Origin of the sequence: Spirillospora sp. NPDC049024, from assembly GCF_040649235.1 — a bacterium.
Classification (GTDB): Bacteria; Actinomycetota; Actinomycetes; order Streptosporangiales; family Streptosporangiaceae; genus Spirillospora.
In genome coordinates this window covers 277,357-290,557 of the sequence record NZ_JBEZFD010000008.1, presented here as the reverse complement: position 1 = coordinate 290,557, position 13,201 = coordinate 277,357, and the positions used below count along the sequence as shown (strand labels likewise).

Here is a 13,201-nt window from a genome sequence, read left to right as displayed (position 1 = left end):
GCGCCGTCACGCCGGCGGGCTACTTGACCTTCGACACATCGTCGAGGGCCTGCTTCCAGGCCTGGTCAGGGGACTGCTTGCCCTGGTCCACGCGGGTCAGGCCGTTGCCGATCGCGGCTCTGACCTGGCCTTCGGCCGGACCGAGGTGCTGCGGGTCGAGGCTCTTGGCCGAGTCGGCGTAGATCTTCCCGACCGGCGCCCCGTTGAAGAACGGGTTGGTGTAGTCGCGGACCTCGGGCTTGTCGTACAGCGCCGGGAGCGAGGGGAAGTTGCCGATGGCCCTGAACACCGCCTCCTGCTGCGGCGCGGCGGAGAGGAACTGCACCAGTTCGGCGGCCTCCTTCTGGTGCTTGCTCTGGGTCGGCACCGTGAGGTGGGTGCCGCCCGCGCTGCCGCCGCCGCCCGGGATCGCGGCGATGTCCCACCGGCCGGAGGAGCCCGGTGAGTGCTCCTGGATGTAGGCCATCATCCAGGCCGGGCAGGCGACGGTCGCGAAGGAGCTCTTGGCGAAGCCGGTGTCCCACGCGGGGGTGAAGGAGGTCAGCTTGGCCGACAGGCCGTCCGAGACCATCTGGGTCGACAGGTCCCACGCCTGCTTGACGGCGGGGTTGGTGGCCGCGACGACCTTGTCCTGCCGGTCGTACACGCCCTCCGGGGCCTGGGCCACCATCGCGCGGAAGAACTCGCCGGGCCCGTCCACGAACTTCGCGCCGGACGGCGCCTTCGCGGCGAAGCGCCGGCCCGTCGCCAGGAACGCCTGCCAGTCAGGCCAGAGCGCGGACACCTTCTCCCGGTCGGTCGGCAGCCCGGCCTTCGCGAACAGGTCGCGCCGGTAGCACAGCGCCAGGCCGCCCACGTCGGTGCCCAGGCCGATCACGGCGCCGTTCGCGGCGACGCCCTGCTGCCACTTCCAGGGCAGGTACTCGCTCTGCCGGCTGGACGCGCCGTACTTGCGCAGGTCCACGAAGCGCTGCGGCTGCGCGGTGTAGGTGCCGACGAAGCCGACCTCGATCGCCTCGACGTCGGCCGCGCCGCTGCCGGTCGCGATGTGCGCGGCCAGGTTGGTGTGGTGGTCGTCGTAGGTGGCCTGGCGCTCCTTGATCCGGACGTTCGGGTGCGCCTGCTCGAACTGCCGGTAGAGCGGCTCGAACCCGAAGTCGCCGAACAGGCCGACCGACAGCGTGATGTCCTCGTCGCCGGAGGCGGACGATCCGCCGCAGGCTCCGGTGAGGAGCAGCGCGCCGGCGGTGATGGTCGCGGCGAGGGCCCGTGCGGGCGCTCCTCCTCGCGTGCGGGGACGGGCGCGGTGGCCGCCCAATGCCGATCTCATTAACCCTCCCGGGCCGAGTGTGCGTCTGTGGTTGAGAGAGCGCTCTCCGAGGAGGATGGAGCGTCCTCTCACCGGCTGTCAACGGGTTCGCCTAAAAGAAAGCGGGCTCAGTGCCTCATCGTGCGTCTCCCAGATTCGCTATTGACGGCGTCGCAAGATTGCGCTCTTCTGTGTGAGAGCGCTCTCTCAAGCGCCGTTCGCGAACTCCCGCTTGCCTGCCCTCCAACCCACCCCCCTCCGCGGGGCGTCCGCGTCCACCGGACGCCCCGCGGAACAGATCTTGGGAGGCGTCAACGATGAACGCGTCCGACATGTCCCGGCCACCAGGTCGCCGGCGGCCGAGCCGCGCCCGCGCGCACCTGCTCGGTGCGCTCTCCGCGCCCGGCCGCGCCCCCGCTTCCGGACCGCCGCCGGGCACCGCCCGCGGCGGCGCCGGTGCGAGGCGGCCGTACCAGGCCCTGCTCGCCGCCGGCGTCGCCGTGCTGGTCGCCGGAGTCCTCTGCTTCGCGGCCCTGCGTCCCGGCGACGCCGCCGCCGACACCGTCGGCGCCGGCAGCTACACCACCACCCAGGTCGGCCCGCTGCCCTCCGGCTGCGGTCAGATCTCGACCAACCCGCGCCAGTGGGTCACGGCCAACGCCCCGTCCGGCGCCGTGCCCACCAACGACTGGTGGTCGTCCATCCTGTGGAAGCGCACGAACTGCGCGTACGGCGAGCCGCTGGCCGCCAACCCGCTGACCTTCCGCGCCCAGGCCGGCGGCCTCGGGTTCTCCTACACCACGACGCCGTCGATCAGCGGCTCGGCGACCGGTCCCGGCGAGTACCACTTCCCCTACCGCGAGGACTTCGTCGCCGGAGTGGCGCAGCTGAACGCCCCCGACGTCAAGGTCGACGGCTGGAGCGACTGGACGGTCAGCCCGTACCTCAGCGACGGGGCGCGCTCCCTGCGCGCCACGGTCGGCAAGGGCCTGCCGTTCGCGTACTTCCGCACGTCCGGAGGGAACGCGCAGCTCACCGCCTCCGGCGGGGCCGCACCGACCGTCTGGTCCAACAGCGGATCCTGGATCGGCTACACGATCAACGGCCACGACTACGCGGCCTACGCCCCGTCCGGAGCGACCTGGACGGTCAGCGGCTCGACGATCAGCTCGTCGCTCGCCGGGAAGGACTACTTCTCCGTCGCCGTCCTGCCGACCACCGCGTCGAGCAGCGACGACGACCGCAAGAGCCTGGCCGCGACCTACGGAAAGTCCGCATACGACCACGTCACCGGCACCAAGGCCTCCTACCGGTACGACGAGGCGAAGAGCACCGTGACGACGACCTACACCTACACCACCACCGCCTTGGAAGGCGGCGGCACGGGCACGGTCGCTGCGCTGCTCCCCCACCAGTGGCGGTACCTGGCGTCGGGCACCCCGCTGCCGCAGACGTACGTCTCGCCGCGCGGCGCTCTCAAGGTCCTCACCGGGATCGAGTCCTTCACCACCTCGATGGTCTTCCACGGGGTGCTCCCGGAGGTGCCCGCGGTCGCGGACTCCGGCGGATCCGACGCGACCACGCTGCAGAACTACCTCGCCGCCGAGAAGGCCGACCCGACCAAGCAGGTCAGCGACGACACGTACTGGACCGGCAAGGGCCTGGGGCGCGCCGCCCGCCTCGCGGAGATCGCCGACCAGACCGGGAACACGGCGGTGCGGGACGCCGCCCTGTCGGCGATCAGGTCCAAGCTCACCGACTGGTTCACCGCCTCGCCGGGGAAGACGGCGCACGTCTTCTACTACGACCGGAACTGGGGCACCCTCATCGGCTACCCGGCCTCCTACGGGTCGGACCAGGAGCTCAACGACCACCACTTCCACTACGGCTACTACATCGCCGCCGCGGCCACCCTGGCCAAGTTCGACCCCCAGTGGGCGTCCGAGGACCGGTACGGCGGAATGGTCGACCTGCTGATCCGCGACGCGAACAACTACGACCGCGCCGACACCCGGTTCCCCTACCTGCGGGACTTCGACATCTACGGCGGACACGACTGGGCGTCGGGGCACGGGTCGTTCGCGGCCGGCAACAACCAGGAGTCGTCGTCGGAGGGCATGAACTTCGACAACGCCCTGATCCAGTGGGGCCAGGCCACCGGGAACAAGGCCGTCCGCGACGCGGGCATCTACATGTACACGACGCAGGCGGCGGCGATCCAGGACTACTGGTTCGACACCAAGGACCAGGTCTTCCCCCGCGACTTCCCGCACAACGAGGTCGGCATGGTGTGGAGCGACGGCGCGGCGTACTCCACCTGGTTCTCCGCCGATCCCGCCAAGATCCAGGGCATCAACCTGCTGCCCGTCACCGGCGGCCACCTGTACCTCGGATACGACCCCGACTACGTGCTCACCGACTACAAGGACATGCTGACCAACAGCGGAGCCACCCAGCCTCCCTCCTGGACCGACATCTGGTACGAGTTCCTCGCGCTCGGCGACGGGGACAGGGCACTGGCCGACTTCCGCGCGAACAGCGGCTTCACGTCCGAGGAGGGTGAGAGCAAGGCGCACACCTTCCACTGGATCCGCAACCTGGCCGCGCTGGGGCACGTCGACACGAGCGTCACCGCGGACAGCCCGCTGAGCAGCGTCTTCACCAAGAACGGCGAACGGACGTACGTCGCGTCCAACATCACCTCGACGGACCTCACCGTCCACTTCTCCGACGGCACGACCCTCGCGGTGCCGCCCGGCAAGACCGTCGCCTCCGGCGCGAACGAATGGAGCGGCGGCAGTGCGACCGGAGGCGGCGACGATGGCGGGACGCCCACGCCGACGATCACGCCGACGGTCACGCCCACGGGGACGCCCTGGAAGCCGACCCTGTACCCGCAGAGCGACGGGAGCGTGCTGCCGGCCCCCGGCACGACCGGCACCGCCACCCTCGCGTCCGCCGGCGGGCAGACCCACGACGGGACGCCGACCGACCCGGTGACCTTCACGGCCAAGGGGGTGACCCTCAAGTACAACGGCGGCGCCACCGCCCTGGATCTCGCGGTCGACGCCGGCACCGCGGTGGGGAACGGCCCCCAGGTACGGGTCTCCTATGACCGCACCGGGGACGGAACCTGGGACAGGGTGGAGACGTACCACTACTTCGCCACCGACCCGGTACCCGGCTACGAGCACTACACCCAGCGCACCGGCCTGGAGTCGGCGACCGGGTCTCTGGGCGACCTGGACGGCGGCACCGTGAGGATCGAGGTCTGGAACGCCATCGGCACCAACCCGACCACCCTCGGCACCGGCGACAAGTCCGTCGTCACCCTCCCCTACAACTGACCGCACTCCCCTTTCGGCGGCGTCACGGCTCGGAGCGGATCGCCTGGACGACGGCACCGTCCACGACGCAGTACACCGTGCCGCCCATCGCGGTGTAGTACTGCGCCGAACCCACCGTGCGAAGGACGTCCTCGAACTCGAAGCGGCGACGTAGGCGGCCTGTCGGCAGATCAAGCACCGACAGGCCGTCGACGGCGCCGTAGTACACGAGCGATCCCAGGATCAGCGGCCGTTCGCGTTGCCCCTGGCCGACTCCGCGCTCCCAGCGGGGCGTGCCCGTGGCGGCGTCCAGGGCGACGATCCGGCCGTCGTTGTCGGTGACCACCGCGAGCCCTCCGCCCACCGCGGGCACCAGGAAGTCGCGCGACCCCTCATTGCCGGCCGCGCCCGTGACGGAGCGCTTCCAGCGCAGGCGCCCGGACGCCGGATCGATGGCGTAGAGGGTCCCGTCCTGGCCGCCGACGAACACGGTGCCGCCGGCGACCCCCGCCGGGGCTCCCTTCCCCAGCTCGGACGCCGCGGCGCCGCCGAGGGCGACGCTCCACCGCTTCCGGCCGGTCGCCGCGTCGAGGCCGACGACGGAGCCCTCCTCGGTGATGACCACCACCACGTCGCCCGCCGCCATCGGCGTCGTGCTGGAGCCGGCGCCCGTCCGCACCTGCCAGCGCGCGTTGCCGGTGACGAGGTCGATCCCGTAGACGAAGCCCTTCCCCGTGCCGAAGCAGCACATGCCGCCCGAGAGCACCGCCTGGGTCTGGAGCAGGCCGTCCACGCGGTACTGCCAGCGCGGCCGGCCGCTCGCGGCGTCGTACCCGTACAGCCCGTACTCCCCGGTGCCGCTGCTGCCGGTGAGGCAGACGACCCCGGACGCGGCGACGAGGGCGGGCGCGAGCCCGAAGGTCTTCAGCGGCTGGGTCCAGAGGGTCTTGCCGGTCGCCTCGTCGAACCCGACCACGGCCTCCCGTCCCGTGGAGTCGTAGAGGAAGCCCCGGCCGCCGAGCAGGGCCGGTGACGACTCGCGGGCCGCCGTGAAGTCGGCCTGCCACCTCTGCTTCCCGGTCCGGGCGTCGAGCGCGAACGTGCGGCCGGCCAGCCCGGCGGAGCCGAACGCGTACACGGTCCGGCCCGACGCGACGAGCCGCGTCCTGATGTACGTGCTGTCGGGCAGCTCGAACGTCCAGCGGACCGGGGAGTCCTCCCGTCGCAGGAGGAAGGCGCCGGTCCCGCCGGCGGCCAGGGCCGCCAGGACGCCGCCCGCGCCGAGGACCAGGAAGGCGCGACGGCCCGGGGCGCGGGGGGCGGCGGGCTCGCCCCGCCGGGCGACGTCGTGCGCGACGGGCGGCGGGAGCCATTGCGTGCCCTGCGCGGCGGCGGCCGGATCGTCGGACAGCTGCGCCAGCAGCCGGCCGGCGCCGGGCCTGCGGGCGGGGTCCTTGTCCATGCACGCCGCGATCAGCCCGCGCAGACCGGGATCGGCGACGCCGTCCAGGTAGGGCGGCAGGTGCATGACGCGGTACACCAGCTCGTGGACGGCGCCCCGCCCGAACGGGCCGGCACCGGTGGCGGCGTAGGTCAGGACGGCGCCGAAGGAGAACACGTCCGACGGCGGCCCGACCGCCTCGCCGGCGGCCTGCTCGGGGGACATGTAGGCGGGGTGCCGAGGGCCACGCCGGTCCGCGTCAGCGCGGTGGCCTCGCTCGGGCGGGCGATGCCGAAGTCGATGACGCGCGGGCCCTCGGGCGTGAGCATCACGTTGGACGGTTTGAGGTCGCGGTGCACGATCCCGGCGCGGTGGATCGACACCAGCGCCTCGGCGAGCCCGGCGCCGAGCGCGCGGACCGCGGGGGGCGGCAGCGGCCCGTGCGCCGCGACGGCGTCCTCAAGGGACAGCCCGCGCAGGAACGTCGTGGCGAGCCACGGCGGCGAGGCGTCGGGGTCGGCGTCCACCACCGGGGCGGTGTGGACGCCGCCGACCGCGCGGGCCGCCGTGATCTCGCGCCGGAACCGGGCCCGGAAGTCGCCGTCCTCCGCCATGGCCGGATGAATGATCTTGATGGCGACCGTCCGGCCGGCGGGCGAGCGGCCGAGGAAGACCTGCCCCATGCCGCCCGCGCCCAGCCTGGCCACGACGCGGTAGGGCCCCACCTGCCGCGGGTCTCCCGGACGTGTCGCGGACATCGGTTCTCCGTCTCTCAGCCGGTCGCGGTGCTTGATCCACCGCGCGCGTCGAGAGCGTACAGGTACCCGTCCTTGCAGCCGGCGTAGATGATCCCGTCCCCGACGGCCACACCGGACTCGATGCCCTCGTCGGTCTGGAACCGCCACACCTTGCGGCCGGTGGCGGCCTCGACCGCGTACACGCATCCGTCCGAGTAGACCCCGCTCGGGACGTACAGGACGCCGCCGGTCAGGACGGGGTTCTCGTGGACCTGCCCGTCCAGTTGGACCTGCCAGCGCATCGTCCCCGTGGCGGGATCCAGAGCGGAGACCTTCCCGCCGTAGTCGCACACGTACACCAGGCCGTCGGTCACCACCGGGCGGGAGGTGGCGGTCTCGCCCATGTCGAACGTCCAGCGCCGCTTGCCGGTACGGGCGTCGACCGCGTGGACCTTCTCGCCCTGGAAGTCGGCGAAGCAGACCATGCCGTTCGCCGCCGCGGTGTCCTGGACGCCCTGGGGGGACGGGTACGTCCATCGGGGCCGGCCGCTGGACGCGTCGTAGGCGGAGAGGCTCTTGCGGCCGGGAACGTGGACGGCCCCGTCGGCGACGGCGGGCGTCCGCTCGGCCCCGCCGCGCCGCCATCGGACCGCGCCCCCGGACGCGTCGAGCGCGTAGAGGGCGTCGCCGCCGCAGTAGACCAGCCCCCCGGCGACCATGGGGTCCGCCTGGGTGCCCCCGACCGTACGCTGCCATCTGAGCCTGCCCGTGCGGGCGTCGACCGCGTGCAGGACACCGTCCTGGGAAAGCGCGTAGACGAGGCCCGCCGCGACGGCGGGGCCGGTGACGATCCGCCGTGCGGTCCGGTACTTCCACCGCGGTTTGCCGGACTTGGCGTCGAATGCCAGCAGCCCCCCTTTCTCGCTGCCCACGAAGACGTGTCCGCCGGCCACCGCCGGTGTGGAGATGAGGTACTCGTCGCCGGAGAAGCGCTTCCACAGCACCTTGCCGTCTCGCATGGGAGCGGGCGCGGACGGCACGGAGGACGCGGCGGACGGCACGGTCGGCGTCCGCGCGCCGGGCCCGTCCGAAGGCTCCTGGAGTGCCCGGACCAGCGCCACGACTCCCCCGGTGCCCAGCGCGACGCCCGCGGCCGCCCCGCCCAGGAGCAGGAACCGCCGCCGCCCCGGCGCCCCGCCCGTCCCGGGCACCGTGCGCGGGAGGTCGGGCACGTCCGTTCCGGCCTGGAGGACGCGAGCGGCGACGGTGTCCGGCAGCCAGCCGACGCCGTGCAGGTCGGTGCTCTGCGGCACGAGAGGGGCGAGCTGGTGGAGCAGCCGGTCCGGGGTCGGCCGCCTGTAGGGGTCGGGGTCCAGGCAGGCCTCGACCACGGCCCGCAGCGCCGGGTCGGTGACGGCGTCGAGCCGCGGCCGCTCGTGCACGGCGCGGTAGATCAGCACGTGGGGCGGCCCCTGCCCGTAGGGGCCGGCGCCCGTCGCGGCGAACACCAGCACCGCGCCGAGGGAGAAGACGTCGGCGGCCGGCCCCGTCGGCGCTCCGCGGGCCTGCTCCGGCGCCATGAAGCCCGGGGACCCGACGGCGAAGCCCGCCTGGGTGACGGCGGCGGCGTCCGCGGCGTGGGCGATACCGAAGTCGATCACCTTGGGCCCGTCGATCCCCAGGATGACGTTGGACGGTTTGAGGTCGCGGTGCACGACGCCGGCGCGGTGGATCGACACCAGCGCCTCGGCGAGCCCGGCGCCCAGCGCGACGGCGGCGGGGGCCGGCAGCGGTCCCGCCAAATCCAGCGGGACGCCCGGCAGGTACGCGGTCGCCAGCCACGGCAGGGCGGCGTCGGGATCGGCGTCGACGACGGGCGCGGTGAAGGCGCCGCTCACGGCCCGGGCGGCGTCGACCTCGCGCCGGAACCGCGCCCGGAAGCCGGGATCCTCGACCAGTTGGGGGTGGACGAGCTTGACCGCCACCAGCGTCCCGCCGGGCGAACGCCCCAGGAACACCTGGCCCATGCCGCCGGTGCCGAGCCTGCCCAGCAGCCGGTGGCCGCCGACCCGCCGTGGATCACCGGACCGCAGCGGCTCCATGCCCGCCCACCCTCTCTCCCCGTCCCGCGCCCTCCGCGGACCGCATGATCGTCCGTGGAGTGAGATGCCGGTGCGCACCGCCCCGTTCGCACGGATCGGCGGTGAGACCGGTGGATTCTCCCAGACGGAGCGGACTTTCGCCGGGCCGTTGCGCCCCCTGCCCGAGCCGGGGAGAAGGGCGCCCGTCAGCCGGTGGTGTAGCAGGGGGCGTTCAGCTGGTAGCTCCGGGCGGTCGGGCCTGCCGCGAAGTCCGTCATCACCTTGATGCCGGTGAACTCGTGCTGGTCCGGCCGGCCGAGCACCGTCTGCCGGAACGCCGAGGAGTTCGGGGAGCCGGAGGAGTTCCCGGCCTCGGCGGGCAGGATGCCCTCGTAGTCGACGAACCTGATGGAGCGCACGGCCTTCATCAGTCCCTCGCGGCTCAGGTCCTTGTCCTCGATCGCCCGCTGAAGGGCGGCCTTCAGCGGGTAGGACAGGACCCATCCGGTGGTGTAGGCGTCGTCCGGCTCGACCCTGCCGACCGCCTGCCGCATCGCGGCGTGGCCGGGCGAATCGGTCGCGAACGGCTTCCACGGTGCGACCTGGATGTACCGCTCCTTCATCGCGTCGATCGCGGGGCTCTGCAGCAGGCCCTTCGACCACGTGGGGTTGTCGCCGATGAAATGCCCCGGGTAGCCGCCCCGGACGGTCTTGCCGATGATGGTCGCCGCGTCGACGGGGCTCGTGGTGAGGATGACGAGGTCGGGCTTCTTCCTGAGGATGGCCCGCACGGCCTCCTCCTGTTCCGCGCTGCTCTTGCCGGGCTGCCCCTGGGCGGTCGGCACGTCGGTGAAGGAGAGCCCGCGCGCCGCGGCGGCGATCCTCGCCCCGGCGGCCGCGTCGTCGCCGTAGTCCCCGGCGTAGTGGACCGCCATGACGCTCTTGGCCCTGAGGTGGTCGGCGCCGTAGTCGACGCCGTTCATCGCCTCGAAGCAGTACGAGGCTCCCGACTCCAGGATGTTGTCCTCGAACTCCCACTTCGACGTCCAGGACACGGGCAGCGCGACCATCGCGTCCGCCCGCAGGGAGCCGAGGATCGCGTCGGTCACCGGCGATCCGAGCGTCTGCGCCAGCGCGAGCACCTTGCCCTTGATCTCGTTGTAGGCCCTGGCCTGCACCCGCGGGTCGTAGTGGTTGTCGCGGACGTAGGTGACCACGTCGATGTCGTAGCCCGCGATGCCTCCCTGCCGGTTCACGCGGTCCCAGAAGGCGCGCTGCGCCCGGGTGACCGGGACCCCCAGCGCCTTGAAGGGCCCGTCGCTCAGATCCGACAGGGTGCCGAGGTAGATGCAGCCGTGCCCCTCGTTGACCGCGTGCGGGCAGGGCTCGCGGGTCACTCCCGGCGCGCTGGACGCGAGCAGGCCGTCCGAGTCGCCGCATCCGGCGGTCCCCAGCGTCGCCAGCAGCACGGCGCTCGCCAGCAGGGCCTTGACCCGCGGCAGGTCACAGCGCACGGAGACCATTGATCACTTCCTCCAGAAGACGCCGGTCGGCGGGCCCCGTCCGGGGCGCCGCCGGCCGCTGTACGGTCACCAGCCCGCGGTCCAGCAGGTCGCTCAGCAGCACGCGGACGACCCCGACCGGCAGCCGCAGGTCCGCCGCCAGGTCGACGACGGTCCGGGGCCGCAGGCAGCGTTCGAGGATCTGCTCGTCCTCCGGTCCGAGCGTCCGGGGGTCCGGCATCGGCACCTCGGCGGTGACGACCACCGCGATGAGGTCCAGCGCGGCGCCCCGCTGCCGCGTCCTGCCCCTCGCCACCGCGAAGGGGCGGACGACGGGCCCGGCCTGCTCGTCGACCCACAGTTCGTCCGGTTCCCCGGGCATTACTCACCGCCGGAGCCGGGCGGCGGCTGGGTCCCGGGGACGGCCGGGCCGGCGTCGCCGCCGGCTTCGGCCCGGCCGCGCCGCCAGCCGCTCTGCATCTCGGCCAGCAGGTGCCCGGCGGCCTCCGGGGGCCGGTCGACCGGTGCGGCGCCGCCCGGCTCGGCCGGTGCCTCGCGGAGCTGCGGGGCGAGGCTCCGCTGGCGCTGCCGCCTGGGCAGTCCGTGCTCGCCCTCGGCCTCCTGCTCGGTCCCCGCGCCGCTCTCCTCGCGGCCTCCCTCCAAGGCGAGCGGGTCCGGGGCGGCCGCCCCCTCGACGGCCGGGACCGGTCCGGAAGCGGACCGGGCCCGATGCCCCTCCCCGGCCGCCTCCGCCATGCCGGACACGGCCACCAGCGACCTGTGCTCGCCGGAGCCGTCCTCGGCGCTTCCCTCCCCCATGGCGGGCGGTTCGACGACGAGCTCGTGCGGGATGAGCACGATCGCGACGACGCCCCCGTAGGGCGAGGAGCGCAGGACCACCCTGATGCCGTGCCGGGCCGCGAGCCGCGCCACGACGAACAGCCCCAGCCGGACCGAGTCGTCGAAGTCGAGCTCGGGATCGGTGGCGAGCAGCCCGTTCAGCCGCTCCAGTTCCTCGGCGGAGAGCCCGAGCCCGCGGTCCTCGACCTCGATCGCGAAACCGTGCGCGGCCTCCCCGCCGGTCACCCGGATCCTGGTGGTGGGCGGGGAGAACACGGCGGCGTTCTCGATCAGTTCGGCCAGCAGGTGGATGGTGTCGGCGACGGCGCGGCCGGACAGGGCCGTGCGTCCCATCGGCACGACCTCGACCCGGGTGTAGTCCGCCACCTCCGACGCCGCCGCGCGCGCGACGTCCATCAGCCGGACCGGGTGGCGCCAGCTCCGCCCGGACGGCCGTCCGGACAGGATGACCAGGCCCTCCGCGTGCCGGCGCATCCGGGTCGCCAGGTGGTCGAGCTCGAAGAGGGCCGCCAGGGCGTCCGGGTCCTCGGTGTCGCGCTCCATCCCTTCCAGGAGGCCGAGCAGGCGCTGCAGCAGGGACTGGTTCCGCCGCGCGAGGGTGAGGAACACGTCGTTGATGCGCTTGTGCGCGGCCGCCTCGCTCTCCGAGGCACGGACGACGGCCATGCGCGCCTCGGTGAACGCGGCGTCGATCCTGCCGATCTCGGTGACGGCGAACTCGGTCGCCGGCCCGGGTTCCTCCCCGGGCACGGGCTCCCCGCGGCGGGCCCGCTCGCTGATCGCCGGGATCCGGTCCCGGGTGAAGGCGGCGACCGCGTCGGCGATGCCGCGGCTCTCCCGGATCAGCCGGTGCCCCATCCGGACCGCGATGACGATGGCGGCCACCACGGCGAGGAGCCCGACGCCGCCGGCGAGCGCGAGGCGGAGCAGCACCGCGTCCGCCTTGTCGGCCGCCCGCGCCGCGGTGGCCGTGCGGATCCGGGACGAGAGCTCGGCCAGCTGGATGTCCACCGCCTCCGTGGAGGTGTGCCAGGCTCCGACGTCCACCGGCGGGCGCCCCTCGGTGGGGCCCACCTGGATCAGCCGGCTCTCCAGCTGCTGGAACAGGGTGAACTCGGGCCCGGCGATGATCGCCTCGTACCGCCGGCGGTCGCCGTCGGCCAGGGCCCCGGTCGAGTCGCCGTAGAGGAAGCGCCGGGTCCCGGCCAGCTCCACCAGCCACCGGTGCTCGTCCTCGCTCAGCCTTCCCGCCGTCAGCGCGCCGGTGATCAGCGCGTCCTCCCGCGACAGGCTCTCCCTCGCCCGCTCCAGGAGGTCGAGGACCCGCGTGTCGCGCAGGATGCGCTCGTCGGACGAGCGGGTCTCGTCGTAGATCTCGGCCGCCTGGTCGATGAACCCGGTGTAGCGGGCCAGGGCCTGCGCGCGGTTGATCTGCCGCCGGTCGACCGAGTCGCGGACGTTCTCCAGGTCGGTCAGGGAGGCGGCCAGAGCGACCATCCGCCGCCGGGTCTCGGGGGTGGCCGCGCCGCGGATGGACGGGTCCGCGGCCGACCTGCGGAACGCCGCCCTGGTCCGGTCCGTCTTCGCCCGCTGGGCGTCGAAGCCCGACCGGCCGATGGTGGAGTCGTCCCCGAGGTAGGACAGCGACATGCGCCGCTCGTCCTGCAGCGTGTCGATCATCGCGTCGGTCGGCCGGACGACCTTCTCGGTGAAGGTCCGCGACCGCGCCTGCCGCAGGGCGTCCCCGAGCGTGGTGGCCGCCGCGAAGGCCCACAGGGCGACCAGCGCGATGATCGGGGGAACGAGGAGGGTGACGATTCTCGTCCGGACCGAACGTGCTCGCCGCGCCATCACGCCTCCCGTCGCCGGCAGCGTCCGCGTCCCGCCGATCCGCGCTTGATCACTGTGACGCAGCTCACTTTTGCGCTGCCGAACGTAGCCCAC

General features: G+C 73.3%; 8 protein-coding genes. 1 reads left to right on the top strand and 7 read right to left on the bottom strand.

Annotation, left to right across the window (positions count from 1 at the left end; all coding sequences use genetic code 11):
- Positions 1 to 19: 19 nt before the first annotated feature.
- A complete protein-coding gene (locus tag AB0C21_RS17770) occupies positions 20 to 1,330 on the bottom strand; it encodes an ABC transporter substrate-binding protein (RefSeq protein ID WP_500205253.1) in 1,311 nt (436 codons plus the stop codon).
- 296 nt (positions 1,331 to 1,626) lie between these two features.
- Between AB0C21_RS17770 and AB0C21_RS17765 the strand changes: the two genes are divergently transcribed.
- Complete coding sequence (locus tag AB0C21_RS17765) at positions 1,627 to 4,656, top strand: glycosyl hydrolase (RefSeq protein ID WP_500205252.1); 3,030 nt, start codon at positions 1,627 to 1,629, stop codon at positions 4,654 to 4,656.
- 22 nt (positions 4,657 to 4,678) lie between these two features.
- Here the strand turns inward: AB0C21_RS17765 and AB0C21_RS17760 are convergent, their stop codons facing one another.
- From AB0C21_RS17760 to AB0C21_RS17735, 6 genes are all read right to left on the bottom strand, one after another.
- On the bottom strand, positions 4,679 to 6,301 hold the full coding sequence (locus AB0C21_RS17760) for an outer membrane protein assembly factor BamB family protein (RefSeq protein WP_500205250.1): 1,623 nt from the start codon (positions 6,299 to 6,301) through the stop codon (positions 4,679 to 4,681).
- Positions 6,229 to 6,834, bottom strand: a complete 606-nt coding sequence (locus AB0C21_RS17755; protein WP_500205249.1) for a serine/threonine-protein kinase — start codon at positions 6,832 to 6,834, stop codon at positions 6,229 to 6,231. Before AB0C21_RS17755 ends, AB0C21_RS17760 begins: the two co-directional genes overlap by 73 nt.
- A gap of 14 nt (positions 6,835 to 6,848) precedes the next feature.
- Entirely contained in the window at positions 6,849 to 8,915 is a 2,067-nt protein-coding gene (locus AB0C21_RS17750; RefSeq protein ID WP_500205247.1) for an outer membrane protein assembly factor BamB family protein, read from the bottom strand.
- 185 nt (positions 8,916 to 9,100) lie between these two features.
- The gene (locus tag AB0C21_RS17745) at positions 9,101 to 10,417 is read right to left on the bottom strand and encodes an ABC transporter substrate-binding protein (RefSeq protein ID WP_500205245.1); all 1,317 of its coding nucleotides are present in this window, start codon (positions 10,415 to 10,417) and stop codon (positions 9,101 to 9,103) included.
- A complete protein-coding gene (locus tag AB0C21_RS17740) occupies positions 10,398 to 10,778 on the bottom strand; it encodes a DUF742 domain-containing protein (RefSeq protein WP_149256921.1) in 381 nt (126 codons plus the stop codon). Before AB0C21_RS17740 ends, AB0C21_RS17745 begins: the two co-directional genes overlap by 20 nt.
- Positions 10,778 to 13,108 carry a sensor histidine kinase gene (locus AB0C21_RS17735; protein WP_500205244.1) on the bottom strand — a complete coding sequence of 777 codons (2,331 nt, stop codon included), beginning with the start codon at positions 13,106 to 13,108 and terminating at the stop codon, positions 10,778 to 10,780. The genes AB0C21_RS17740 and AB0C21_RS17735 overlap by 1 nt, the downstream gene beginning before the upstream one ends.
- Between the last annotated feature and the right edge of the window lie 93 nt (positions 13,109 to 13,201).